The organism is Polynucleobacter sp. MWH-UH24A (genome assembly GCF_018687475.1).
Taxonomy (GTDB): Bacteria; Pseudomonadota; Gammaproteobacteria; order Burkholderiales; family Burkholderiaceae; genus Polynucleobacter.
The window spans coordinates 1,741,427-1,766,756 of sequence record NZ_CP061292.1; the positions used below are offsets into that span (position 1 = coordinate 1,741,427).

General features: G+C 46.5%; 23 protein-coding genes and 1 other RNA gene. 6 read left to right on the forward strand and 18 right to left on the reverse strand.

Going from position 1 to position 25,330, the window contains the following annotated elements; all coding sequences use genetic code 11:
- The first annotated feature begins 2 nt into the window (after nucleotides 1-2).
- Genes purH through ruvB form a run of 4 tightly spaced genes read left to right on the forward strand, consistent with a single transcriptional unit; the run spans nucleotide 3 to nucleotide 3,738 of the window.
- A complete protein-coding gene (purH, locus tag ICV32_RS09095; protein ID WP_215370286.1) occupies nucleotides 3-1,586 on the forward strand; it encodes a bifunctional phosphoribosylaminoimidazolecarboxamide formyltransferase/IMP cyclohydrolase in 1,584 nt (527 codons plus the stop codon).
- 2 nt (nucleotides 1,587-1,588) lie between these two features.
- On the forward strand, nucleotides 1,589-2,083 hold the full coding sequence (ruvC, locus tag ICV32_RS09100; protein ID WP_215370289.1) for a crossover junction endodeoxyribonuclease RuvC: 495 nt from the start codon (nucleotides 1,589-1,591) through the stop codon (nucleotides 2,081-2,083).
- A gap of 9 nt (nucleotides 2,084-2,092) precedes the next feature.
- A complete protein-coding gene (gene ruvA / locus ICV32_RS09105; RefSeq protein ID WP_215370292.1) occupies nucleotides 2,093-2,674 on the forward strand; it encodes a Holliday junction branch migration protein RuvA in 582 nt (193 codons plus the stop codon).
- 2 nt (nucleotides 2,675-2,676) lie between these two features.
- Complete coding sequence (ruvB, locus tag ICV32_RS09110; RefSeq protein ID WP_215370295.1) at nucleotides 2,677-3,738, forward strand: Holliday junction branch migration DNA helicase RuvB; 1,062 nt, start codon at nucleotides 2,677-2,679, stop codon at nucleotides 3,736-3,738.
- Nucleotides 3,739-3,744: 6 nt separating this feature from the next.
- Here ruvB and tyrS read toward each other — a convergent pair whose 3' ends face one another.
- On the reverse strand, nucleotides 3,745-4,971 hold the full coding sequence (gene tyrS / locus ICV32_RS09115) for a tyrosine--tRNA ligase (protein WP_215370298.1): 1,227 nt from the start codon (nucleotides 4,969-4,971) through the stop codon (nucleotides 3,745-3,747).
- A gap of 80 nt (nucleotides 4,972-5,051) precedes the next feature.
- On the opposite strand from tyrS, the gene ICV32_RS09120 reads away from it, so the two are divergent.
- Nucleotides 5,052-6,197 carry an anhydro-N-acetylmuramic acid kinase gene (locus ICV32_RS09120; RefSeq protein ID WP_371817056.1) on the forward strand — a complete coding sequence of 382 codons (1,146 nt, stop codon included), beginning with the start codon at nucleotides 5,052-5,054 and terminating at the stop codon, nucleotides 6,195-6,197.
- A 6-nt stretch (nucleotides 6,198-6,203) separates the two neighbouring features.
- Here the strand turns inward: ICV32_RS09120 and erpA are convergent, their stop codons facing one another.
- The 4 genes from erpA to rplM form a co-directional block, all read right to left on the reverse strand.
- The gene (gene erpA, locus ICV32_RS09125) at nucleotides 6,204-6,584 is read right to left on the reverse strand and encodes an iron-sulfur cluster insertion protein ErpA (protein ID WP_215370300.1); all 381 of its coding nucleotides are present in this window, start codon (nucleotides 6,582-6,584) and stop codon (nucleotides 6,204-6,206) included.
- A 67-nt stretch (nucleotides 6,585-6,651) separates the two neighbouring features.
- Nucleotides 6,652-7,710, reverse strand: a complete 1,059-nt coding sequence (gene argC, locus ICV32_RS09130; protein WP_215370303.1) for an N-acetyl-gamma-glutamyl-phosphate reductase — start codon at nucleotides 7,708-7,710, stop codon at nucleotides 6,652-6,654.
- An 88-nt stretch (nucleotides 7,711-7,798) separates the two neighbouring features.
- On the reverse strand, nucleotides 7,799-8,191 hold the full coding sequence (gene rpsI, locus ICV32_RS09135) for a 30S ribosomal protein S9 (protein ID WP_108509102.1): 393 nt from the start codon (nucleotides 8,189-8,191) through the stop codon (nucleotides 7,799-7,801).
- A 9-nt stretch (nucleotides 8,192-8,200) separates the two neighbouring features.
- Complete coding sequence (rplM, locus tag ICV32_RS09140; protein ID WP_215370306.1) at nucleotides 8,201-8,629, reverse strand: 50S ribosomal protein L13; 429 nt, start codon at nucleotides 8,627-8,629, stop codon at nucleotides 8,201-8,203.
- Between the two features lie 418 nt (nucleotides 8,630-9,047).
- Between rplM and ICV32_RS09145 the strand changes: the two genes are divergently transcribed.
- A complete protein-coding gene (locus ICV32_RS09145; protein WP_215372698.1) occupies nucleotides 9,048-9,470 on the forward strand; it encodes an OsmC family protein in 423 nt (140 codons plus the stop codon).
- Here ICV32_RS09145 and rnpB read toward each other — a convergent pair.
- The 13 genes from rnpB to ICV32_RS09210 form a co-directional block, all read right to left on the reverse strand.
- Nucleotides 9,459-9,765: RNase P RNA component class A (rnpB, locus tag ICV32_RS09150), an RNA gene on the reverse strand. The two genes, ICV32_RS09145 and rnpB, sit on opposite strands and share 12 nt — an antisense overlap.
- A gap of 42 nt (nucleotides 9,766-9,807) precedes the next feature.
- Complete coding sequence (gene pyrC / locus ICV32_RS09155; RefSeq protein ID WP_215370309.1) at nucleotides 9,808-10,860, reverse strand: dihydroorotase; 1,053 nt, start codon at nucleotides 10,858-10,860, stop codon at nucleotides 9,808-9,810.
- Nucleotides 10,857-12,212, reverse strand: coding sequence for a glycerate kinase (locus ICV32_RS09160; RefSeq protein WP_215370311.1), 1,356 nt, complete (start codon nucleotides 12,210-12,212; stop codon nucleotides 10,857-10,859). The genes pyrC and ICV32_RS09160 overlap by 4 nt, the downstream gene beginning before the upstream one ends.
- A gap of 15 nt (nucleotides 12,213-12,227) precedes the next feature.
- Nucleotides 12,228-14,045: an ABC transporter ATP-binding protein/permease gene (locus ICV32_RS09165; RefSeq protein ID WP_251371848.1), complete on the reverse strand. Its 1,818-nt coding sequence runs from the start codon at nucleotides 14,043-14,045 to the stop codon at nucleotides 12,228-12,230.
- A gap of 32 nt (nucleotides 14,046-14,077) precedes the next feature.
- A complete protein-coding gene (gene nudB / locus ICV32_RS09170; RefSeq protein WP_251371849.1) occupies nucleotides 14,078-14,533 on the reverse strand; it encodes a dihydroneopterin triphosphate diphosphatase in 456 nt (151 codons plus the stop codon).
- Nucleotide 14,534: 1 nt separating this feature from the next.
- A complete protein-coding gene (gene aspS, locus ICV32_RS09175; RefSeq protein WP_215370317.1) occupies nucleotides 14,535-16,334 on the reverse strand; it encodes an aspartate--tRNA ligase in 1,800 nt (599 codons plus the stop codon).
- Between the two features lie 8 nt (nucleotides 16,335-16,342).
- On the reverse strand, nucleotides 16,343-16,987 hold the full coding sequence (locus ICV32_RS09180; protein WP_215370319.1) for a DUF502 domain-containing protein: 645 nt from the start codon (nucleotides 16,985-16,987) through the stop codon (nucleotides 16,343-16,345).
- Nucleotides 16,988-17,045: 58 nt separating this feature from the next.
- Nucleotides 17,046-18,629, reverse strand: coding sequence for a ubiquinone biosynthesis regulatory protein kinase UbiB (ubiB, locus tag ICV32_RS09185; protein ID WP_215370321.1), 1,584 nt, complete (start codon nucleotides 18,627-18,629; stop codon nucleotides 17,046-17,048).
- Between the two features lie 2 nt (nucleotides 18,630-18,631).
- On the reverse strand, nucleotides 18,632-19,243 hold the full coding sequence (locus ICV32_RS09190; RefSeq protein WP_215370323.1) for an SCP2 domain-containing protein: 612 nt from the start codon (nucleotides 19,241-19,243) through the stop codon (nucleotides 18,632-18,634).
- A gap of 52 nt (nucleotides 19,244-19,295) precedes the next feature.
- A complete protein-coding gene (locus tag ICV32_RS09195) occupies nucleotides 19,296-20,225 on the reverse strand; it encodes a Tim44 domain-containing protein (protein WP_215370325.1) in 930 nt (309 codons plus the stop codon).
- A gap of 50 nt (nucleotides 20,226-20,275) precedes the next feature.
- Nucleotides 20,276-21,019, reverse strand: coding sequence for a bifunctional demethylmenaquinone methyltransferase/2-methoxy-6-polyprenyl-1,4-benzoquinol methylase UbiE (gene ubiE / locus ICV32_RS09200; protein ID WP_215370327.1), 744 nt, complete (start codon nucleotides 21,017-21,019; stop codon nucleotides 20,276-20,278).
- A 2-nt stretch (nucleotides 21,020-21,021) separates the two neighbouring features.
- The gene (locus ICV32_RS09205) at nucleotides 21,022-21,405 is read right to left on the reverse strand and encodes a gamma-butyrobetaine hydroxylase-like domain-containing protein (RefSeq protein ID WP_215370329.1); all 384 of its coding nucleotides are present in this window, start codon (nucleotides 21,403-21,405) and stop codon (nucleotides 21,022-21,024) included.
- Entirely contained in the window at nucleotides 21,405-25,241 is a 3,837-nt protein-coding gene (locus ICV32_RS09210; RefSeq protein ID WP_215370331.1) for an FAD/FMN-binding oxidoreductase, read from the reverse strand. Before ICV32_RS09210 ends, ICV32_RS09205 begins: the two co-directional genes overlap by 1 nt.
- Nucleotides 25,242-25,330 lie beyond the last annotated feature (89 nt).

A 25,330-nucleotide genomic window follows, 5' to 3' on the forward strand; every position in this document is an offset into this window, starting at 1 on the left:
CTATGATTCGTACAGCCCTTCTCTCCGTATCCGATAAAACCGGTATTGTTCAGCTTGCCCAAGCACTCCATACCCTAGGTATAAAACTGATCTCTACTGGGGGTACCGCAAAACTTTTAGCCCAAGAAGGGTTACCAGTAACCGAGGTTGCAAGTCTTACCAACTTTCCTGAAATGTTAGATGGGCGAGTCAAAACCTTGCACCCAAAAGTTCATGGTGGTTTACTAGCACGACGCGATTCTAAAGAACATATGGACTCTATTGCCGAGCATGGCATTGAGACGATTGATTTATTGGTAATTAATCTGTATCCGTTTACCCAAACGATTAGTCAAGCTCACTGTAGCTTTGATGAAGCAATTGAAAACATTGATATTGGCGGACCTGCTATGCTGCGAGCAGCCGCCAAGAATCATCAGGATGTCACCGTCCTCATTTCGCCAGCTGATTACGAGCCTGTTTTAGAAGAAATGCGTCGTAATCAGAATACGGTTTCGTTTGCAACCAACTTAATGCTTGCGAAAAAAGTCTTTGCCCATACCGCCCAATACGATGGAGCGATTGCGAACTACTTAAGTTCTTTAGACGATACCCAAGATCATCGCAAGCGCCACCCCTATCCGCAGACCCTGCATATCGCTTTTGAGCGTGTTCAAGAAATGCGCTACGGTGAGAACCCCCACCAATCAGCTGCGTTTTACAAAGACCTTGTAGCGCCAACCGGAAGCCTAGCCCATTACCAACAGCTTCAAGGCAAGGAACTATCCTTTAACAATATTGCCGACTCCGACGCCGCTTGGGAATGCGTCAAATCCATTAGCCGTGATCAAGCGGCGTGTGTCATTATCAAACATGCAAACCCCTGCGGTGTAGCGTTAGCAGATACCGCAGAAAAGGCTTATTTAAAAGCGTTACAGACTGATCCAACTTCTGCTTTTGGAGGAATCATCGCACTCAATCGACCTTGTGATGAAGCCTGTGCCTTAGCAATTGCAAAGCAATTTGTTGAAGTTCTCATCGCACCATCATTTACGGAGTCTGCTAAAGCAATTTTTTCTTCCAAGCAAAATGTACGGTTGCTTGAAATTCCGCTTCCTAATGAGGGAGCCAATCCGTTAAATCAATTTGACTTTAAACGTGTTGGTGGTGGGCTTTTAGTGCAATCGAGTGATTCAAAAAATGTGCTCCCCCAAGAATTACAAGTGGTTACAAAACGCCAGCCGACTCCCGCTGAATTAGCAGATCTGATGTTTGCCTGGCGAGTCGCCAAATTTGTAAAGTCTAATGCGATTGTGTATTGCGCCAATGGCATGACCTTGGGGATTGGAGCTGGACAAATGAGTCGTATTGACTCCGCTCGAATTGCAAGCATAAAGGCTGAACATGCTGGCCTAAGTTTAAAAGGGTCGGCTGTTGCGAGCGATGCCTTCTTTCCATTTCGCGATGGACTCGACGTGGTTGTCGCTGCCGGTGCAACTAGCGTGATTCAACCTGGGGGTAGCATGCGCGATCCTGAAGTGATTGAGGCGGCCAATGAGCATGGTATTTCGATGGTGTTTACGAGCACTCGGCACTTTAGGCATTAATCATGCGTTGGTTAGGTATTGATCCTGGCTTACGAACCACTGGCTTTGGAGTGATTGAGCTCGAAGGTCAACAATTGCGCTACATCAGTTCAGGAATCATTGAGAGCGGTGAGGTTGCCTTAGGCTTGCCTCACCGTCTGGGTACCTTGTATCAGGGGGTCCAAGAGGTACTCCTTCACTATCAGCCTGATGCCGCTGCGATTGAGGAAATCTTCTTAAACGTTAATCCGCGCTCCACGCTCATGCTTGGTCAAGCACGCGGTGCCGTGATTGCCGCTCTCGTATCGACGGGTCTTTCGGTTTCTGAATACAGCGCGCGTGGCATCAAGCAAGCCATTGTTGGTACCGGTCGGGCTAACAAAACACAAATGCAAGAAATGGTAAAGCGCTTACTGAAGCTCAAAAAAAGTCCATCACCGGATGCAGCCGATGCGCTCGGGGTCGCTATTTGTGCCGCTCACCATCATCAAGTTCAAATGACTAAAGCAAAGCGTTAAGATAGAGTCATGATTGGACGTATCCATGGCACACTTATTACGATTTCAGCTCCCAAATTGCTGATCGATTGCCATGGTGTCGGCTATGAAGTTGACGTACCCATGAGCACCCTCTATCAGCTCCCAGCCATCGGTCAGTTAATTACTCTACTCACGCACTTTCATGTACGCGAAGATCAACAGCAATTATTTGGTTTTGCAACGGAAGCTGAGCGTCATGCGTTTCGGTCTCTGATTAAGATCAGTGGGGTTGGGGCACGCACTGCCCTAGCGGTGCTATCGGGTATGAGTGTGAATGAGTTAATTCAAGCTATTGCGACCCAAGATCCAGGTGCCCTCGTTCGAGTTCCCGGCATTGGCAAAAAGACGGCTGAGCGCCTTTTGTTAGAACTCAAAGGTAAATTAGCCCCCGATTTAGGAGTTGCTCAGAATGCCTCCGGTAAGCCAGATGTCACTTCCGAAGTCATTCAAGCCTTAGTCTCTTTGGGCTACTCGGATAAAGAAGCGCATCTTGCGATTCGTCAAATCCCTGTCGATACCAGTGTTTCGGATGGGATTAAGATCGCCCTTAAATCCCTCTCAAAGGCTTAAGTGTGGCGATTCATACTGATAACTTAGATACCGATGATGATAGTGACCGCATTGTCAGCCCTGGGGCTGGACAGGCCGAAGCTGTCTTTGAGAGAGCTCTTCGTCCAAAACAGCTCGATGAATACGTTGGTCAAAGTAAGGCACGCTCGCAACTCGAAATCTTCATCAACGCAACGCGCAAGCGCAAAGAAGCCTTAGATCATGTTTTATTGTTTGGTCCGCCCGGTTTAGGCAAAACGACTTTAGCGCACATCATTGCCCGAGAACTGGGGGTTAATCTTCGACAAACCAGTGGTCCAGTATTGGATCGCCCCGGTGATCTTGCCGCACTTCTTACCAACCTTGAAGAAAACGATGTTCTATTTATTGATGAGATTCATCGGCTTTCACCAGTGGTTGAAGAAATTCTCTACCCAGCCCTTGAGGATTACTCGCTTGACATCATGATTGGCGAGGGTCCTGCAGCCCGTAGCGTGAAGTTAGATCTCAAGCCTTTTACCTTGATTGGAGCAACAACGCGAGCTGGTATGTTGACCAATCCCTTGCGCGATCGTTTTGGGATTGTGGCAAGACTTGAGTTTTATTCTTCGGCAGAACTCACAAAGATTATTGAACGATCGGCTACTTTACTCAACGCCCAAATTGATCCCCAGGGCGCAAGCGAGATCGCGCGCCGAGCCCGCGGTACGCCTCGGATTGCGAACCGTTTGCTTCGCAGGGTTCGGGACTACGCAGAAGTAAAGGGCAGCGGGGTAATAACGAAGTCAATGGCTGACGCTGCCCTAGCCATGCTAGATGTTGATCCAATGGGATTTGATGTCATGGACCGCAAACTCCTTGAAGCAATCTTGCATAAATTTAATGGCGGTCCAGTCGGTATTGATAATTTAGCTGCGGCCATTGGCGAAGAACGCGACACTATCGAAGATGTGTTGGAACCCTTTTTGATTCAGCAAGGGTATTTGCAACGTACCTCACGCGGTCGCATTGCCACTCGTCAGTGTTATGAACATTTTGGCCTCAAGGCCCCAAGTAACTCTGCAAATCTCGACTTGCTAGATTAAATTCAGTTATTTTTTAACTGTAACTTTGGCAAAGCGGCGCTTACCAACTTGGATTACGTAGGTGCCTGGCTCTACTTTCAAAGCCTTATCGCTTACTACTGCTCCGTCAATACGCACACCATGTTGCTCAATATTGCGATTAGCCTCCGAGGTCGATGGTACCAAATTAGCAGCTTTCAAAAGAGCAGCGATACCTAGCGGAGCCCCGGATAACTCAAGCTCAGGAATATCGTCGGGTATTCCACCTTTGGCACGATGATTAAAGTCTTCCAGCGCCTTCTCTGCAGCGGCCTGCGAATGAAACCGCTCCACAATCTCTTGACCCAATAACACTTTGCAATCTCGCGGATTGAGGCCCGCAGCGACTTCTTGCTTCATTTGATCAATTTCAGCCATGGGCCTAAATGACAATAATGTGAAGTAGCTCCACATGAGCTCATCGGAAATACTCATCACCTTTCCAAACATTTCATTGGCGGGCTCGTTGATACCGATGTAATTGCCTTTTGACTTACTCATTTTCTCAACCCCATCGAGGCCGACCAAGAGAGGCATCGTCAAGATGCATTGCGGCTCTTGGCCATACTCTTTTTGTAGTTCGCGACCGACGAGAAGATTGAACTTTTGATCAGTACCGCCCAGCTCTAAATCACTTTGCAAAGCTACTGAGTCATAACCCTGCATTAATGGATACAAGAACTCATGCACTGAAATTGGTACACCACCACGATAGCGTTTTGTGAAGTCATCGCGTTCGAGCATGCGAGCGACTGTATATTTAGCAGCTAAGGTAATCATGCCTCGCGCGCCCAAGGCATCGCACCACTCGCTGTTATAACGCACTTCCGTTTTGCTAGGATCTAAGATAATGCTCGCTTGCTGGTAATACGTTTTTGCATTCACAGCAATCTCTTCGGGAGTTAATGGCGGACGGGTACTATTGCGCCCCGAGGGATCCCCAATCATGCTGGTAAAGTCGCCAATCAAGAAAATGACGGTATGACCCAGATCCTGCAACTGGCGTAGCTTATTCAAAACAACGGTATGGCCCAAATGAATATCTGGCGCGGTTGGATCTAAACCTAATTTGATTCGTAATGGCTTTTGGGTTGCCTCGCTACGTGCTAATTTTTGAAGCCAATCTGCCTCGACCAGCAACTCCTCGCAGCCACGCTTAGTGACTTCCATGGCCTCAAGAACGCGTGGGGTCACTGGATAGGATTTTGTGCTCATGCCTAATTTTTTCAGTTAAATTAAAGGTTTAATATCGTCAACGTGATATTGTCGCATTCTCAAGAAAGTTCGCTACACCTTTGAATTCTAATCAAGCAAACATACCCAGTTCCCTATTTATTGGACTCATGTCGGGAACTAGCCTAGATGGTATTGATGCGGTCTTAGCCGAGATCGATGCCGCGGGTAAAGCACGTCTGATTCAGTCCCATAGTGTCGGCTTTGATACGAATCTGAAGTCTGAACTAGCAGAATTACAGTTCGCGACCAATGCCGAGCTGCACCGTGAACACTTAGTTGCCAACGCGCTTGCCAAATCGTATGCAGAGTTATGCCAAGAACTATTGCGAATTCAAAATATTCAACCCAGTTCGATATCTGCGATTGGCGCCCATGGGCAAACACTGCGTCATCAACCAGCATCCGATCATCTCAAAAGCTATACCCATCAGAGCCTTAATCCGGCTTTATTGGCTGAGCTCACTGGAATAAATGTCATTGCTAATTTTCGAACTCGTGACATGGCAGCTGGTGGTCAAGGCGCTCCTTTAGTCCCCGCCTTTCATCGTGAACAGTTTTACGACCCCCTGGAAAACCGTGCCATTCTAAATATTGGTGGGATTGCAAATCTGACGATTCTTCCGAGATCCGGTGAGGTATTTGGTTTTGATTGTGGGCCGGGTAATTTATTGCTTGATGCCTGGATTTATCGCCATCATGGAAAAGCATTTGATGATGACGGGCAATGGGCCAGTTCGGGTACTCCCGACTCAGAACTCTTGTCGCGGATGCTCCAAGATCCTTACTTTACAAAGCAACCTCCTAAGAGTACGGGGCGGGATTACTTTAATTTGCGCTGGCTAGACGATTTAATGACTGGACTCTCGCTTACCCCTGAAGATGTTCAAGCCACTCTCTTACAGCTCACAATTGATAGCATCCTCAAGGCATTACGATCCTTTGCGAGCAATACTCAGACCCTAATTGTGTGTGGAGGGGGCGTTCGAAATATTGCTTTGCTTGAGCTTCTTAAAATTCAAGCACGTGATCAAATGCCGAATTTAAAGATTGCATCATCGGCCCAATTCGGAATTGATCCTCAGCTAGTTGAAAGTTTAGCGTTTGCTTGGTTAGCCTGGGCCTTCATGCAAAAACGGCCAGCAAATGTGCCGGCCGTTACTGGAGCAAAGGGCTTACGAATCCTTGGGGCGCTTTATCCTGCCTGAAATGAATTAGGCTGAAAAAGATGAGCCGCAACCACAGGTAGTCGTTGCATTGGGGTTTTTAATTACAAACTGTGAACCGTTGATGTCTTCTTTATAGTCAATCTCTGCGCCCACAAGATATTGAAAGCTCATTGAATCCACCAACAAGGTCACCCCATTTTTTTCAAAACTGGTGTCATCCTCATTAACGGCATCATCAAAAGTAAAACCATACTGAAATCCGGAACATCCACCGCCTTGAACAAATACACGAAGTTTTAGTTCAGGATTTCCTTCTTCAGCAATTAAATCGGCAACCTTAGCGGCTGCGCTGTCCGTAAAAATCAAAGGGACAGGCGGCTCTGCCATCGCTGGAGCTTGTTCTATTGCAGTATTGGTAGCGGTCATGGTTACTCCTTTTAGACGTCTATACGGTTGATTGTAGGCTTTAATTCCCCTATTTGCACAAGGTGAATCAAGGCATTAAAGCGATTTGTTCTAAGCCCATGGATTCAGGCAAACCAAACATTAAGTTTAGGCACTGAACACCTTGTCCCGAGGCGCCTTTCACTAAGTTATCTTCGACCACCAAAATGACGAGAGTATTGCCACCGCCAGGCCGATGAATTGCGATCTTCATGCCATTACTACCCCGTACCGAGCGGGTCTCTGGATGGCTTCCCGGCGGCATGACATCCACGAAGAGCTCATTGGCATAAAAACCTTCATACAGCCCCTGAAAGTCGACCGAGCTACCCTCTGGCGTCAAGTGAACATATAAGGTCGAATGGATCCCCCGAATCATGGGTGTCAAATGGGGTACAAACGTCAAGGCTACTTGATCATGGCCAGCAATTGCTTTTAGTCCCTGTGTAATCTCCGGCAAATGACGATGACCTTTCACGGCATACGCTTTGAAGTTATCGCTTGCCTCCGACAGCAAGGTAGCAATTTCGGCTTTACGGCCAGCGCCTGAAGTACCTGATTTACAGTCAGCAATGATTCGTTGAGAATCAATTAGCGGTTTTGAATAACCATTCTTTGGCGACAACAAGGGAGCAAGCCCTAGCTGCACGGAGGTTGGGTAGCAGCCAGCCAAACCGACGACACGAGCTTTCTTAATTTTCTCCCGATTGATCTCTGGCAAACCATAAACCGCCTCTTTAAGGATGTCCGGGCATGCATGAGGCATGCCATACCATTGCTCAAAAACCTTGGTATCTTGAAGACGAAAGTCTGCAGCAAGATCCAATAGCCTCACATTAGCCGCCAGTAATTCTTTGGCCTGCGCCATTGCAACACCGTGAGGGGTCGCAAAAAATACGGCGTCACACTCGGTAAGCTTGGCATTTTCCGGAGTAGTAAATTTCAAATCCACCCGCTTACGTAAGGATGGAAACATTTCTGCAACGGCCATCCCCGCTTCGGAACGAGAAGTGATCGAATGCAGTTGGACCTGGGGATGCTGGGATAAAAGGCGCAGCAATTCAACGCCCGTATACCCCGTGCCACCCACAATACCGACCTTAATCATGCTCTTCTCCATTGCAGCTTATCAATTCATAGATTGTATAAAAATAAAGGGCCGCATTAGCGGCCCCTTACAGACATTTCGGTGTCGCTTAACGCTTACTAAATTGCTTACGACGGCGAGCACCGTGTAAGCCAACTTTCTTACGCTCAACCTCACGGGCATCACGAGTAACCAATCCGGCTTTTGACAAAGTTGGCTTAAGTGCGGCGTCATAATCAATTAACGCACGCGTTACACCATGACGAACGGCACCAGCTTGCCCGGTCTCACCACCGCCGCTAACGTTTACTTGAATGTCAAACGTGGTTAGATTGCTAGTTAGCGCTAGAGGCTGACGAGCAATCATGCGTGAGGTCTCACGAGCAAAATAAGCGTCAATGGGCTTGCCATTCACGGTAATCTCACCCTTGCCTGATTTAATGAAGACGCGAGCTACTGAGCTCTTGCGACGTCCTGTTCCGTAGTTCCAATTTCCGTACATATCGCTTCCTTAAATCTCTAAAGGTTTAGGCTGTTGAGCCGTGTGGGGATGCGTAGCATCGCCATAGACTTTGAGCTTCTTGATCATGGCATAGCCAAGTGGGCCTTTGGGTAACATCCCTTTTACGGCCTTCTCAAGAGCACGCGCTGGAAAGCGCTCTTGCATCTTGTCAAAGTTGGTCGAGCTTATTCCACCGGGGTAGCCACTATGACGGTAATAAATCTTATTGAGTCCCTTACTTCCAGTCACACGGAGTTTGGACGAATTAATAACGACAATGAAATCGCCGGTATCGACGTGTGGGGTAAATTCGGGTTTGTGCTTGCCGCGTAGACGGAGTGCCACTTCACTGGCGACACGACCGAGGACTTTGTCCGTAGCGTCAATCACGAACCACTCGCGCTTTACCTCATGCGGTTTTGCGGAAAAGGTTTTCATGATTACTTTCAAATTGTTTGGTCAACACACTCCAATTCAGAAATCGCACTTTGGCTCCGCTTATGATTGCAGGCTCGCAGATCTAATCCCTCAATTGGTACAACAAATTACCGCTGACCGAATCGGTAATTCAGTAAAGCATTGAATTGTATATCAAAAAAAACCCGGGAATCAATCCCGGGTTGAAATCCACCAATGTTTGGGTGGAGGAGACATCAGTAGAATGCAAACTTGATAGTAAAAAAACAACTTTTGTAAATCAAGATTGACATCAATGAAATCATTTTAAGATTAAAACTTGTGCAATGCAAGAAAAAATTTGGGTTTACCCTATCTTTTATATAAGACTTACAGGGCCATTTTTTAATATAACACATTGATTTAAATAGAAATAATATTTTTTGAGGATTTTTATATGATGGAATGCAAAATAAACTGGTTGCCTGAAGCTGGGATGGCATTTATGGCACAGACAGGAACGGGCCATATCCTCAATATGGACGGCGCCCCTGAGGCTGGAGGGAATAATCTTGCACCCCGTCCAATGGAGTTACTACTAGCAGGTGCCGGAGGCTGTACAGCGTTTGATGTCGTTTTAATCCTACAGCGCTCCCGTCAATCGGTGAGCGCTTGTGAAGTTTTGCTACAGGCCGAGCGGGCTGAATCCGATCCTAAGGTATTCACCAAAATGAATCTGCATTTTTTGGTGAAAGGCTCGAACTTAGATCCCAGCAAAGTTGAGCGTGCCATTTCACTTTCTCACGATAAATACTGCTCAGCAACTGCAATGCTTGGCAAAACGGCTGAGATTACCTATAGCTTTGAAGTAGTGCAGAGTTAACCGATAAGCCGGATTCTGTCGCCCTAATTTGCATTAAGGGGCAATCATTCCTCTAGGCCTGCAGTTACCTACAGGCTCAAGCTCCCTACCCGCAAACTCGACGGGCCATGTCAACATTTGCTTACTTGGGATTGCTCCGAGTGGAGGTTGCCGCGTTTCACCGTAACTCAATACGCTCGTCTCTGTGGCCCTATTCCGCACGTCACCGTGGATGGCTGTTAGCCAACACCCTGCCCTATGGAGTCCGGACTTTCCTCTCCTTTCTTACGAAAGCAGCGATTGCCTGGTTAACTCTGCGATGACAGTCTAAACGAGGATATAAATTTGCACTGCAGAGTTAACTAGCAATCGACCAGCCGATGGTTTCCCCTGCACGCAAAGGCACTAGGGTTGACTTGCCCATTGGATACTCAAATGGCACGGCTTGGGGTTGGTTGACCAGAGTAATTGTCTCTGTATGTCGAGGTAAGTTGTAATAGTCGGCACCATAATGACTTGCAAATCCCTCGAGCCGATCGAGCTTCCCAACCCTATCAAAAGCCTCGGCATAAAGCCCTAAAGCATTGTGCGCGGTGTAACACCCTGCGCAACCACAACTGCTCTCCTTTTCGCCTTTTGGATGGGGAGCGCTATCCGTTCCCAAGAAAAAACGTGGATTACCGCTAGTTGCCATTTCTACCAAGGCAATTCGATGCTCCTCGCGCTTTAAAACCGGTAAGCAATAATGATGGGGACGAATGCCACCGGTAAATAAGCTATTTCGGTTCATCAATAAATGATGCGCTGTAATCGTTGCAGCCAAGGTATTTTTGCCATTGGTATTCGCATCACGCACATAATGCGCAGCTTGCTTAGTCGTAATGTGCTCAAACACGATTCGTAATTCTGGAAAATCCTTTCGAATGGGGTCTAAGATGCGATCAATAAAGACTGCTTCACGATCAAAGATATCAATTGCCTGCTCAGTGACTTCACCATGAATTAATAAGGGTACTGAGAAGCGCTGCATCGCCTCCAGAGCGGAGTATGCTTTTTTTATATTCGTGACACCGCCATCACTATTTGTGGTGGCGCCTGCAGGATACAACTTAAATCCAATAATGCTGTTCTCACTTGCCTTTTTAACCTCATCGGCAGACGTATTGTCAGTGAGATATAAAGTCATAAGCGGCGAGAAATGACTAATTTCCAGTTGTTTTAATGCCTTCTGAATCCGGGCCTCGTAGGCTTTAGCTAAATCAACGGTGGTAACTGGAGGCTTTAGGTTAGGCATGATGATCGCACGCCCAAATTGAGCTGCAGTATGCGCCAAAACATCATTAAGGACCGCACCATCTCGAACATGCAAATGCCAATCGTCAGGGCGCGTGATGGTGATAGTTCTGCTCATGTTTGGTCGATCAAAATCATTCGAAAATCGTTCACATTAGTTAAGGTTGGGCCAGTGTGCACCAAGGCATTCAGTTCGGCAAAGAAACCGTAGCAATCATGCGATTGCTGAAACTGACTGGCGCGTAGATTTTTTTCCATGGCGAGTAAACGCAGCTCGGGGGTAAACCAAGCACCTGCATTTTTTTCGCTACCATCAATACCATCCGTATCAGCAGCAATGGCAGATAAGGTCTTTAAATCAGAGGTTGCAGCATATAAAGAAAGTAAGAATTCGGAGCAGCGACCGCCGCGCCCCTGAGTTCCGGAGGGCAGAGTAACTGTGCACTCCCCACCAGAAATAAGCGCCACCGGTGGCTTTCCCCAACTGGCATGATGGGCTAACTCGCGAGCAATGCCCGCATGCACAAGACCAACGTCTTTAGCCTCACCAGTAATCGTATCCCCCAAAATAATTGGGGTGTATCCATGCCCTTTGCAATAGTTTGCTGCGGCTTGCAGGCTTCGATGTGCTGTAGCAATCACATGATTACGCAGAGAAAAGTGATGGTGATCAATCTCTGACTGCTTTAAGGTTTCAGGGATCTCCCCCGCTAGCCCTTTTCGTAAATGGCTCAATACCGAACTTGGAAGATATCTTTCATCCAAATGGTATTTAGTAAAAATCTGTAAAGCATCGCTATAGCTTGAATAATCCGGTGCACATGGTCCACTCGCGATATCCGCTGGATGGTCGCCGGTCACATCTGAAATAAGCAAGGCCTCGACTCGAGCCCCTCGAGAAAGTGCGACACGCGCTAAATTACCACCTAAGATGGCTGATAAATGTTTGCGGACAATATTCATCTCTTCAATCGGCGCACCACAGTTGAGTAAAGCCTCAGTGGTTTTACGCATATCGTCGATCGTGATCCCTCGCTGAGGCAAAGTTAACAAGCTTGAACCCCCACCTGAAACAAGAGCAATTAGAGTATCGCCAGATTGCAAGGTATTTACCAGGCGCAAAACTTCAGCAGCACCATCCATACCGGCCTGATCCGGCACTGGATGACCCGCCTCGACAATCGTAATTCTCTGAGTAGGTGATGCATGACCATAACGCGTAATCACCAAACCATCGATTGGAGTTTCTGGCCAGTGGGTTTTGGCATAGGCCTCTAAAGCACTTGCCATCGCCGCACTGGCTTTACCAGCACCAACTACGAGGCAACGACCTTGCGGTAGATTGCCAGCCGGAAAAATTTTAGCGAGGTACTCTGGGACGATTTTTTTGGGATCGGCAACAGCGAGTGCCGCCGCAAACGCGCCCTCTAAATGTAGCTGACGACTTGAGGAGGGCTGTGTGGTTCGCATTCGCCCATTTTAAGCCTAATTATCAATGGCTTGATCAGGGTCAATCGGTGCGTTTTCTTGTAACTGCCACATGGAAGCATAGCGACCATTGGATTCTAAAAGCTCATAATGCGTGCCGCGTTCAATAATTTGCCCGTGCTCCATCACTAAGATTTGGTCGGCATGGACCACCGTTGAAAGTCGATGAGCAATAATCAATGTCGTTCGATTCTTAGCCAAATTAAATAATTCATCCTGAAAGGCACGTTCTGTTTTTGAATCTAGTGCCGAAGTGGCTTCATCAAAAATTAATAAGGCAGGCTTTTTCAAAAGAGTGCGTGCAATAGCAACTCGCTGTTTCTCACCGCCTGAAAGCTTAAGACCGCGTTCACCCACGGGGGTCTCATACCCTTGCGGAAGATGCTCAATAAATTGACTCATTTGTGCGGCACGCGCCGCCTCAACGATCGCCTCATGACTTGCCTGTGGATTTCCATAGGCAATGTTGTACGCAATACTGTCATTAAACAAAACAGTATCTTGGGGAACAATTCCAATCACTTTTCGCAAACTAGCTTGCTCGACCTCTTGAATGTTTTGACCATCCAACAAGATCGCCCCTGATTGGACATCATAAAAACGAAAGAGAAGCCTTGCTAAGGTACTTTTACCAGCACCACTTTGACCAACCACTGCCGTAATTGTTCCAGCCGGGATCGTAAAGCTCAGGTCTTTCAAAATCTCACGCTTGTCGTTATAAGAAAAATAGACATGATCAAACCGAATTTCGGGACCCTTGGCAAAATCCCGAATATGCAAAGGCTTAGCGTCTTTAGAGTCTTTGATTTCTTGATCTTCATTTAAAAGGGTGAACATATGATCCATATCAGTGATCGACTGCTTCATTTCACGATAAATCACCCCCAAAAAATTTAAGGGGATATATAGCTGAATCATCAGCGTATTCACAAGCACTAAGTCGCCTAAGGTCATCGATCCATCGACTACCCCCTGAGTGGCTCGCCATAAAATCAGAACCAAGCCAACTGCAATAATGGCCTGCTGACCTAAATTTAAGATGGCTAAAGATTGTTGAGAAAGAATCGCTGCGGACTGGTAATGCCTTAGATTTGCGTCATAGCGACGCGATTCAAAATGCTCATTTCCAAAATACTTCACGGTCTCAAAGTTAATCAAGGAATCAATCGCGCGTTGATTGGCTTTTGAGTCCATTTCATTCATGGTTCGCCGGTAATGGGTGCGCCATTCGGTTACCTTGATCGTATAAAAAATATAGACCACTAGTGCAACAAAGGTAATGATTGCAAACCAAATATCGTAGTTGTAGGCGAAGTATGCCAACACTAAAACGAATTCAATGATGGTTGGCAAAATACTGTAAAGTGAAAAAGAGACAAGGGTTTGAATACCGCGCGTGCCACGCTCAATATCGCGACTGACTCCCCCGGTTTGACGACCCAAATGAAACTGCAAACTGAGTGCATGCAAATGCTCAAAGACTTGGAGTGCAATCTTACGAACTGCACTTTGGGTCACTTTGGCAAAAAGTAACTCGCGCAATTCGGAGAACAACGAAGCAAGTAAGCGCAATGCGCCGTATCCCACAATCAAACCTGCTGGAACAATCAGATAACTTTGCAAAGAGCCAGGCTTGATGTTCATTGCATCAATCAGGTCTTTTAAGACAATGGGAACTCCTAAGTTAGCGAATTTAGCAGCCACTAAGCACAACATGGCAAAGAGAACCCGAAAGCGATGCTCAAATAGATATGGCAAAAGATCGTTAATGACTTGCCAGTCAAAACGATTAGCAGCTCGCTTAATTGGCAGCATACCCCCTGATGGACGGTTCTGAGTTCCTCTCATTATTTCAATGCAGATAGATTGTCATAAAACCGCAAAATGGCATCCCGGTTTGTATGAGAAAAACATTTCTGGGCAGCCTCTTTATAGGGTAGCCAAACATACTGCAGATGCTCGCGTGGAGCCACCCGAATCGCAGCACTTGGGGGAACTTCTAGCGCAAACCAATGTTCCGTATTGCGCTCCACCCCTGGCGGATAGCGATAGCGCCAGCTAGGGTAAATATCATACTCCACAGCATGATGAAGATTTTGTAAGGCGCCCAAAGGTAAAGCTTGAATATCAATACCAGTCTCCTCTGCCACTTCGCGAATGGCGGCCCTCTCTAGGGGCTCATCAATCTCATCAAGGCTACCAGTGACCGATTGCCAAAATCCTGGCCGATCTGCTCGTTCGAGTAAGAGAACTTCCTGATTTCTGTTATGAATAAGGACTAAAACTGAAATCGGGATTTTCAAGTTAGCTAACCGGATTGGTATTGCGTAAACGAATATGCAGTTCACGCAATTGACGCTCATCCACTGGACTTGGAGCTTGCGTCAATAAACACTGAGCGCGCTGAGTCTTGGGGAAGGCAATCACATCGCGAATCGACTCTGCTCCTGTCATCATCGTGACAATACGATCTAATCCAAATGCAATTCCTCCGTGGGGAGGAGCACCATACTGAAGCGCATCCAATAAGAAACCAAATTTTGCTTTTGCTTCCTCCGGTCCGATCTTCAGGGCACGGAATACCTGACTTTGGACAGCCTCTTGATGAATACGAACCGATCCGCCACCGATTTCACTGCCATTCAATACCAAGTCATAGGCTTTTGCCAAACATTTACCAGGATCGGTTTCTAATAATTTCAGATGCTCATCTTTGGGACTCGTGAATGGATGATGACAAGCCACCCAACGGGCTTCATCTTCATCGTAATCAAACATTGGGAAATCAACCACCCACAATGGCTTCCAGCCTTCTGCAAAGAGACCGTGCTTCTTACCCCATTCCGAATGGCCAATCCGTAGACGAAGATTTCCAATTGCATCATTAACAACTTTAGTTTTATCGGCGCCAAAGAAAATCAGGTCACCATCGTTTGCTTTCGTTCTCTCTAAAATTCCGGCAATCGCAGCATCGTGTAGATTTTTTACAATCGGTGATTGCAATCCATTGCGCCCCTCTGCAACTGAATTCACCTTAATCCATGCCAAACCCTTAGCGCCATAGATGGATACAAATTGCGTGTAATCATCGATCTCGCTTCGACTGATTTCTGCTCCACCGGGAACGCATAAGGCCACAACTCGACCGCCTTCTTGATTAGCCGGGCCAGAAAATACTTTGAAATCAACGTCCCGCATTAGGTCGGTTAACTCGGTAAATTCCATCGCAACCCGCAAATCGGGTTTATCGGAGCCATACCGCGCCATCCCCTCTGAATATGGCATGATTGGGAATGGATTTGGCAGTTCTACCTTCATCACAGTTTTAAAAATATGCCGCATCATATTTTCAAAGAGAGAACGAATTTCAAGCTCATCTAAAAATGCGGTTTCACAATCAATTTGCGTAAATTCAGGTTGGCGATCAGCGCGCAAATCTTCATCACGAAAGCATTTCGTAATTTGGTAATAGCGATCAAATCCAGCCACCATCAATAACTGCTTAAACAATTGGGGTGATTGAGGTAAAGCAAAAAATTGACCGTCGTGTACGCGTGACGGCACCAGATAATCGCGCGCACCCTCTGGAGTGCTCTTAGTTAGCATTGGTGTTTCAATATCAATAAAACCAGCGGCATCTAAGTAACGTCTGGTTTCCATGGCAACTTGATAGCGCAGACGCAGGTTCTTTTGCATTTGTGGACGACGCAAATCTAAAACCCGATGGGTCAAACGCGTTGTTTCTGAGAGATTGTCATCATCAAGCTGAAATGGTGGGGTTACCGATGCATTTAATACATGTAAGTCATGGCACAGAACCTCAACCTTACCGCTGATTAAATCTGGGTTCTCGGTTCCAGCTGGTCTTGCGCGAACCAAGCCTTTAATTTGAATGCAGTATTCGTTACGGACCTCTTCAGCCTGTTTAAACATTTCGGGGCGGTCTGGATCGCAAACCACTTGCACAAAACCCTCTCGATCACGAAGATCAATAAAAATGACACCGCCATGATCACGGCGACGATTGACCCAGCCAGCGAGGGTAATTTCTTGACCAATTAAAGAATCAGTAACCTGACCACAGGTATGACTGCGCATCGACATATGTATTCCTAATGAGGTTGATTGGGGGTCTTAGGTTGAGCGATTCGAGGTGCCACCGAACCCATCGACACAATATGCTTAAGCGCTTCTTGAACGCTCATATCCAGCTCGATCACATTGGCGCGCGGCACAATCATAAAAAAGCCGGAGGTAGGGTTTGGTGTCGTAGGTAAAAATACATTGACATATTCACCACCTAATTTGGTGTTTACTTCAGGAGCTGCTGTTCCCGTTTGAAATGCAATCACCCATGACTCAAGATGCGGATAACGAATCAGCAATGCTTTACGAAACGCTTGGTTGTTTCCAGAAAATAAAGTCGACGAAACCTGTTTTACGCTGGAGTAAATTGATCGCACAATTGGGATGCGGGTCACGGTCCGGTCCCAGAGCTTAAGCCACCATTGGCCTGCAAAATTGATGGCGAGGACACCTGTGAATCCAATCACCGCTAATACGATCAAAATTCCAAGGCCTGGAATCTCTCGGAAATGCCGAAGCTCGCCTGAAAACTGACCGGGTGAAACCGTAATAATGGCCGACATTACCCAACCAAAGATTTGATCAATAACACCCAGACCCCATGTGATCACCCAAACAGTGACCGCCATCGGTATCCAAACCAAAATGCCAGCAATAAAGTATTTTTTCATGAGAATTTCGCCTAACCCGCTATTTTAGCGAGTTAAGACCAATTCAGGCTAAATTGGCCTAAATCGAGTGGATTCGGACCAAAACTAAGAGTGCGCCGATGAGGAAGCCACTCAGGAACAGTGTGATCCCCAGCCATTGTCGTTGTTTGCGTCGCTCATCAACTAGCAATTGTTTGAGTAAATCAAATTCTGGGCGCTGCTCTTTCCGATGAACCTGTTCCAGATTTTCAGCAATGAGACGTGGCAGTGTGGGCAAAATTTTTGCCCAATTTGGCGCCTCTTTTTTTAGCCCCTCAATAAAACCCCGTAAACCAAGCTGTTGACTTACCCAACGTTCCAGAATGGGTTTAGCGGTTTTCCAAAGATCTAGGTCTGGATCCAATTGACGACCGAGACCCTCTACATTTAGCAAGGTCTTTTGCAACAAGGTAAGTTGCGGCTGAATCTCCACTTTAAAACGACGAGATGTTTGAAAGAGTCTCATCAACACGATACCCAAGGAAATATCTTTAAGTGGGCGATCAAAATAGGGTTCACAAACAGTACGAACGGCGCCTTCCAATTCTTCTAATCGGGTATTGGCTGGAACCCAACCCGATTCGATATGTAACTCAGCAACGCGTCGGTAGTCTCGATTAAAGAAAGCTAAGAAATTTTGTGCCAAATAATTTTTGTCAAACTCGCTCAAATTTCCAACAATCCCAAAGTCTAAAGAAATATATCGGCCAAATGTATTGGGATCCAAACTAACTAAGATATTTCCTGGATGCATATCTGCATGAAAGAACCCGTACTCAAATACTTGAGTAAAAAAGATCTCAACGCCATCGATTGCTAACTTCTTAAAATCAACACCAGCGGCGAGAAGCTCTTGGGTTTTCCCAATTGAAATACCATACATCCGCTCCATCACGATCACGTTGGTGTGGCATAGATCCCAAATCATTTCAGGAATCATGAGCTTATCGGAGTTTGCAAAATTGCGTCGTAATTGGCTAGCATTGGCTGCCTCACGCATCAAATCAAGCTCGTCGTGTAAATAAGTATCAAATTCAGCGACCACTTCACGCGGCTTAAGGCGACGGCCATCCTCAGAGACTTTCTCAATAATTCGTGCGAGGTCATGCATTAATGCCAAATCACTTTCAATTACAGGCAAAATGCCAGGACGCAGTACTTTGATCGCAATTTCTTTGTCGACCCATTCAGGATGGGTCTCATTCCCACGTAAAACCCCGAAATGAACCTGTGCGACCGATGCGCTCGCCACGGGGGTTGCATCAAAGGATGAAAAAATTACTTCAATGGAATGGCCCAGGGCTTTTTCAATAATTGCTTTCGATTGCTCATTGGAAAAAGGTGGAACGCGATCTTGAAGCTTGGCCAATTCATTCGAAACATCATCGGGCAATAAGTCCCTACGTGTCGATAAAACTTGTCCAAATTTAACGAAAATAGGGCCAAGCGCTTCAAGCGCCAAGCGAATTCGATCGCCACGCGGCAACTGACTTGGGGATGTTGATGCAATTAGTCCAAGGATGAACCGTCGCACACCAGGCTTTAAATTATCACGAATCAGCCCAAATAAATTAAAGCGCCAAGCTGTATAAAAAATAATGCTTAGGCGAATAATACGACTCACAATCAATCCCGACTTTTTTGTAAAAAGGAAATTCGCTTCTCAAGGCGATCTACTGCATCACGCACTGCTTGAATTTGCATTTTATGAGAAACAAAATCGCGTTGATGCAACAGTACTTTTTTTTCTTCACTCAAGTACTCGACCATATTTCCCTGTAAATCAAGCACAGCCTTCTCAGTCGCCTGTGCAAAGCGCTTAGCTTGTGAACAAATGAAGTGTGCGGGTGCATCACCAATAATTTTGGCTAAATCCTCCTCATACTCCCAACGTAATTGGTTTGAAAGCTTGGCAATAAGTTGGGCTAGTTGAGCATCACCAGTAATTTTGACAGCTCGCATTGCCCGATCTTTGATCGAGCCCTGAGGGGTGCTGAGCGCAGAAAAACCATCGGCATCAAGCTCTAAAACCAAATCTGGATGTGGGTGCACATCCGACAAAAGAGACATTAAGCAATCATCTTGAATTTGCCACTGCATACTTCCAATTGGCAGTATCAGCTCAATTACTTTACCTTGATGACTCTTGAGATCACGCAAAGCCCACTCTTCATGTTTTAAGACATGATTAATCGCGCGCACTAAAGCCGTTTTTGGAAAATCAAAACGAAGGTTCATAGTGTAAAAAACCCGCACAAGGCGGGTTTTCCGGTGGGGAAAAGGTTAAAGCTTAAACCAATTGCTGGATGCCAGCTAAAACCCAACCTCCTGGGCAGTTTACAGGCTTGGATAGATTCCAAACTTCTCTAAATGGTTCGGCTGGGCCTTCTGCTTGCTCCCGAATCAGCCCCGAGAACTCAACACTGCACAGATAGGTATTTGCATCGGTCTCAACACCCAAGAGTTCGGCGTTTAAGGTGACTACATCGGTATGATTTACGCCTTCAGCGCGGCCTTGTAAGTCACGTTGCAGACTTGCAAACATTTCGGGGGTTGTAAATTCACGCAAAGCCTCAAGATCACCCGCATCCCAAGCTTTTTGCAAACGAGTGAAATAGTGTTTTGCATTGGCCAAAAATGCGATTTGATCAAAGCCTTCCGGCAATTGATAAGCCGGCGCTTCCTCAATCACTGGGCTTGGCGATCCAAATCCGGCATTAACCGGATGGCTAGGAGCGAAGACAGGTTCTTGTACAGCCGTTTTCTGCATCCCATTTGAAGCGGGCACAGGACTTGGCGTATTTTTAGCACCAGCTGGCATGAAGCGACGCAATACGAATAGCAATGCAAAGCCAACCAGAACAGCCAATAAAAGACCTGTCATAAATGATGCAGCAGCCTCACCTAAACCAAAATGCGATAGCAAGTAAGCAATTCCAAGACCAGCGGCAAGGCCACCCAACATACCGCCCAAGCCCGAACGTTTAGCAGCTGCGGGAGCAGCAGCTTGTGGCGGCGTGGTTGCTGCAGGTTGCTGTGCTTGCTGAGCTGGCTTTTGTTGGGCTGTTGGCTGAGCTGGCTTCTGCACTGGCGCATTCGCTGAACGACCCACATTGGATCCACCACCTAAACGCTTGGCATCAACGACAGCGATGTGTCCAACGGATAAGAATGCAAAGGAAAGTGCAAATACACTGGATTTCAAAAAGATACTTTTCATTCAATCAGTCTCCTGTCTACGATCTGTAAGTTGTACTTTACAGTGAATATTCAATATTTAATACCAATATGCAAAGCAACGATACCCCCAGTCATCCTATGGGTATGGACTTCGTCAAACCCAGCGTCCTCCATCATCGTTTTAAGGGTTTGTGCATCGGGGTGCATGCGAATCGATTCTGCTAAGTATTGGTAGCTAGCGGCATCTTTGGCCACCTTATCCCCAAGCCATGGAAGTACCTTAAAAGAATAGAGGTCATACAGTGGGGCTATCAATGGGTCTGGCTTCGAAAACTCCAAAATTAAGACTTTGCCCCCAGGCCGAATCACACGCGCCATCTCCGATAAGGCACGCTCTTTATGCGTCATATTCCGAAGACCAAATGCAACACTAATTACATCGAAATGGTGACTCGGAAAAGGGATATTTTCAGCGTCGAGCTGAATACACGGGATTGCAAGGCCGCGATCCAAAAGTCGATCTCGGCCCACCGATAACATCGATGCATTGATATCGCTCAACCATACTTCTGCCTCAGGATGCGTTCCCCATTGCGCGGACTGGGCAAACGCATAAGCAAGATCACCCGTTCCGCCAGCAATATCTAAGACCCGATCACCGGGTTTGACATTGGCCTGAGCGATGGTAAATTTTTTCCAAAGGCGGTGCAGGCCAGCTGACATCAAATCATTCATGATGTCGTATTTCGCGGCTACCGAATGGAAAACCTCGGCAACTTTTTCAGCCTTGATTGACTCATCAACACTTTGGTATCCAAAATGGGTTTTTGACATAACTAGTGGCCACACCCGTGGGATTTATTTGCCATCGAAGCATCACGATCTACGCCAGCAACTTTGCAGCGCTCTAGATACTCATTCCATAAAGACTCATGGTTTTCACATAAGCCATACAAATAGTCCCATGAATACAAACCTGAATCATGACCATCCGAGAAGATTGGCTTAATTGCGTAATGGCCAACCGGTTCAATATTTACAATGCCAACGTCTCGCTTGCCCGTTTGCAAAACCTCTTGCCCCGGCCCATGCCCGCGCACTTCGGCTGAGGGTGAATAGACTCGTAAAAACTCGAAGGGCAAACGGTAGCTTTTGCCATGTTCATATTGAAGCTCGAGAACCTTTGAGTTCTCATGCACAATTAAATTTGTTGGAATCATTACACCAGTACCCTTTCAATTCCGCCTTGATTGGCTTTAGTCACGTAACTTTCAAGCCAATTTTCGCCCAATAAATGCTTTGCCATTTCAACGACGATGTAATCCGCCTTAGTATCGCTATCACCATCAAAACGGGATAGGCCTTGTAAACACGATGGGCAACTGGTTAATACTTTAACGTCACCAGCAAAGTCTTTCCTTAAATCGTTAGCGCCTTTTTCCATTTCAATTTGCTTACGATAGCGAACTTGAGTTGAAATATCGGGGCGGGTGATTGCCAACGTACCAGACTCGCCACAGCAACGCTCATTTTTTGGAATGGCTGTACCGTCCTCAAGCCTAATGAGCTCATTGACCGTTTTTAAAGGATCTTGAAGTTTCATGGGGGTATGGCAAGGGTCGTGATACATGTATCGAACGCCCCCAACACCCTCAAGCCTTAAACCTTTCTCAAGAAGGTACTCATGAATATCAATAATTCGACAACCAGGGAAGATTTGATCAAATTGGTAACCCGCCAGTTGGTCGTAGCAGGTGCCACAGGAAACCACGACCGTTTTGATATCGAGATAGTTCAATGTATTGGCAACCCGATGAAATAGAACTCGGTTATCTGTAATCATTTTCTCGGCTTTATCAAAATCACCATTTCCCTTTTGCGGATAGCCACAACATAAATATCCGGGTGGCAGTACCGTTTGTACGCCTACATGCCAAAGCATTGCTTGAGTGGCTAAACCCACTTGTGAAAATAGTCGTTCTGAACCACATCCCGGGAAATAAAAAACAGCCTCTGTATCGACGCTCGTCTCCAGAGGATTCCGAATGATCGGTACGTAGTCTGCATTCTCGATATCCAAAAGCGCGCGAGCGGTCTTTTTGGGTAAATTACCAGGCATCTTCTTGTTCACAAAATAAATGACCTGCTCTTTCAAAGCAGGCTTTCCAACCGTCGCTGGAGGGGATTGCGTTTGCTGAACGGCCCATTTTTTGAATAATTGATGGGCAAAACGCTGTAAACCATAGCCCCACTCAATCATGACCTTGCGACTCATCCGAATGGTTTCTGGATTGGTTGCATTGAGGAACAACATGGACGCACTAGTGCCTGGGTTAAAGCGACGCTGTCCCATCTTGCGTAACAAATTGCGCATATTCATGGTGACATCGCCAAAATCGATCTTGACTGGGCACGGTGTATGGCATTTATGGCAAACCGTGCAATGCGCAGCAACGTCATCAAACATTTCCCAATGCCGAATCGATACCCCCCGTCGGGTTTGCTCTTCATACAAAAAGGCTTCGATTAGCAATGAGGTGGCAAGAATTTTGTCACGTGGGCTATATAACAAATTAGCTCGAGGAACATGCGTTGCACAAACTGGCTTGCACTTACCACAGCGTAAGCAATCTTTCACGCTATCGGCAATTGCGCCAATATCGCTTTGTTGCATGATGATCGATTCGTGACCCATGAGGCCAAAACTTGGGGTATATGCCATTTGCAAACTGGCATTTGGCATCAACTTGCCTTTATTAAAGTGGCCATTTGGATCTACTCGATTTTTATAGGAACGAAATTCCTTTAGTTCCTCGTCCGTCAGATACTCTAATTTCGTAATACCAATGCCATGCTCTCCCGAAATGACACCGTCTAAAGAGCGTGCCAGTACCATAATCCGATCAACCGCACGGTGGGCATCTTGCAACATCTCATAATCGTCCGAATTGACCGGGATATTCGTGTGTACATTACCGTCTCCGGCATGCATATGCAAAGCCACAAACACGCGTTTACGCAATATTTTCTGATGAATCGATTTAATTTCTTTTAGTACCAGATCAAAAGTGGAGCCGCCAAAAATAATTTGAAGGGGCGCTAGTAACTCTTTTTTCCAAGAAGCACGTAGAGTTCCATCTTGCAGTTGTGGGAAAAACTGATCAATTTTCTGCAACCACTCGGTCCAGAGCATCCTTACCTCACGCAGCAGTGTCTGGGCCTGAATGACACGATCACCCACCATTTCCGCTTTGGAGATGTCTTCAATCTCATCATTGGCGCGAATCGGAAGTGTCGCTTGGCTCAAATAATGCTCAAGGGCATCAAGCAATTGAATTTTATTTTTTAGCGATAACTCGATATTGATTTGATCAATTCCGTCGGTATATTCGCCCATTCGCTCAAGCGGAATCACCACATCCTCGTTGATCTTGAAGGCATTGGTATGCTTTGCGATCGCTGCAGTTCGGGCTCGATCCAACCAAAATTTCTTACGTGCTTCACCGCTTACTGCCACAAACCCTTCACCCACCCGACGATTAGCCATGCGCACCACTTCACTCGTTGCTGCGGCTACGGCTTCTTCATTCTCACCAGCAATATCACCAATTAGGACCATCTTGGGTAAGCCATTGCGTTTGGATTTGGTGGAATATCCAACTGCTTTTAAATAGCGATCATCGAGGTGTTCTAGTCCTGCTAAAAGTGGTCCGCCCTTCTTACTGAGATCATCCAAGTAAGCCTTAATCTCAACAATGCTTGGAATAGCGTCACGTGCTTGACCGAAAAACTCCAAACAAACAGTACGCATATGCTTTGGCATACGATGCAAAATCCAGGTCGCGCTCGTGATCAGGCCATCGCAACCTTCTTTTTGAATTCCAGGCAATCCAGATAAAAATTTATCTGTAACGTCTTTCCCTAAGCCCGCCTTTCTGAACTTGGCACCCTCGATCTCCAAAACCTCGGAACGCAAAACCTTTACCTGAGGCGCAGCCTTACCATCAGACCAAGTCAAACGAAACCTGGCAAGGGCTTGATCATGTATCTTGCCAAGGTTATGGTCGAGCCGCTCAACATCCAACCAATTTCCATCGGGATCAACCATTCGCCAGGTTGCCAAATTATCGAGTGCCGTTCCCCATAAAACGGCTTTCTTACCACCTGCGTTCATTGCGATATTTCCACCAATACAACTGGCATCTGCAGAGGTTGGATCAACAGCAAAAACCAGTCCATGCTTTTCTGCTGCATCCGCTACACGACGCGTCACGACCCCAGCACCAGAAAAAATCAGTGGTACGGGATTACTTAAGCCAGGTAATGCTCTTTGTGTGACATCTCCAAGATCAATTAACTTTTCCGTATTGATCACGGCCGACATTGCCACCATTGGAATGGCGCCGCCGGTATAACCCGTACCCCCACCTCGCGGAACAATCGTCAACCCCAACTCGATACATGCTCTAACTAAATTGGGAATCTCTGCTTCCGTGTCTGGCTTTAAAACAACAAATGGATATTCAATTCGCCAATCGGTTGCATCGGTAACATGAGCAACGCGCGACATGCCATCAAATGCAATATTGTCTGCATGCGTGAACTTGGAAAAAACTTTTTTGGCATGTTTTCGTAATTGCGAAACCGTTTGAAAATTATTTGCAAAGGATTCCACTGCAATGCGAGCAGCTGCTAGTAAATCGCTAACCTGCTCAGCAAAATCCCCTGAGATCCTTTTTTCAACTTCACCCAAACGATGCCACAAAGCCTGAATCAGAGCCTCACGTCGTGTGGGGTTATCCAATAAATCATCTTGCAAGTACGGGTTGCGCTCAACAACCCAGATATCGCCCAACACTTCAAACAGCATCCTGGCAGAGCGGCCAGTGCGTCGTACACTGCGTAACTGCTCCAAAATTTCCCATGCCTTGACACCCAAGAGACGAATAACGATCTCTCGATCGGAAAACGAGGTGTAGTTATACGGAATCTCACGAAGACGATGGGATTGCGTATCAATCTCAGACAAACTATCTAAGGAGATAGGTGCGTTCATGGTGACCAGTCGATTAAAGCTCTATTTTAGATGAGCTTGATCATTTCCGTTGCCAATCAATTTGGCACAATACTGAATTAATTTAAGGA

Coding starts and splice junctions, on each gene's coding strand:
- ICV32_RS09165 (WP_251371848.1), bottom strand. CDS start 14,045: ATGCTGCCAATTAAGCGAGCTGCTAATCGTTTTGACTGGCAAGTCATT.
- ICV32_RS09210 (WP_215370331.1), bottom strand. CDS start 25,241: ATGAACGCACCTATCTCCTTAGATAGTTTGTCTGAGATTGATACGCAA.
- ICV32_RS09145 (WP_215372698.1), top strand. CDS start 9,048: ATGGAATGCAAAATAAACTGGTTGCCTGAAGCTGGGATGGCATTTATG.
- ICV32_RS09160 (WP_215370311.1), bottom strand. CDS start 12,212: ATGCGAACCACACAGCCCTCCTCAAGTCGTCAGCTACATTTAGAGGGC.
- ruvA (WP_215370292.1), top strand. CDS start 2,093: ATGATTGGACGTATCCATGGCACACTTATTACGATTTCAGCTCCCAAA.
- ruvC (WP_215370289.1), top strand. CDS start 1,589: ATGCGTTGGTTAGGTATTGATCCTGGCTTACGAACCACTGGCTTTGGA.
- ICV32_RS09205 (WP_215370329.1), bottom strand. CDS start 21,405: ATGATTCCAACAAATTTAATTGTGCATGAGAACTCAAAGGTTCTCGAG.
- rplM (WP_215370306.1), bottom strand. CDS start 8,629: ATGAAAACCTTTTCCGCAAAACCGCATGAGGTAAAGCGCGAGTGGTTC.
- rpsI (WP_108509102.1), bottom strand. CDS start 8,191: ATGTACGGAAATTGGAACTACGGAACAGGACGTCGCAAGAGCTCAGTA.
- tyrS (WP_215370298.1), bottom strand. CDS start 4,971: ATGAGCACAAAATCCTATCCAGTGACCCCACGCGTTCTTGAGGCCATG.
- aspS (WP_215370317.1), bottom strand. CDS start 16,334: ATGTCGATGCGCAGTCATACCTGTGGTCAGGTTACTGATTCTTTAATT.
- pyrC (WP_215370309.1), bottom strand. CDS start 10,860: ATGAGCAGAACTATCACCATCACGCGCCCTGACGATTGGCATTTGCAT.
- argC (WP_215370303.1), bottom strand. CDS start 7,710: ATGATTAAGGTCGGTATTGTGGGTGGCACGGGGTATACGGGCGTTGAA.
- ubiE (WP_215370327.1), bottom strand. CDS start 21,019: ATGTCAAAAACCCATTTTGGATACCAAAGTGTTGATGAGTCAATCAAG.
- ICV32_RS09190 (WP_215370323.1), bottom strand. CDS start 19,243: ATGAACCTTCGTTTTGATTTTCCAAAAACGGCTTTAGTGCGCGCGATT.
- erpA (WP_215370300.1), bottom strand. CDS start 6,584: ATGACCGCTACCAATACTGCAATAGAACAAGCTCCAGCGATGGCAGAG.
- ICV32_RS09180 (WP_215370319.1), bottom strand. CDS start 16,987: ATGAAAAAATACTTTATTGCTGGCATTTTGGTTTGGATACCGATGGCG.
- ICV32_RS09195 (WP_215370325.1), bottom strand. CDS start 20,225: ATGAAAAGTATCTTTTTGAAATCCAGTGTATTTGCACTTTCCTTTGCA.
- purH (WP_215370286.1), top strand. CDS start 3: ATGATTCGTACAGCCCTTCTCTCCGTATCCGATAAAACCGGTATTGTT.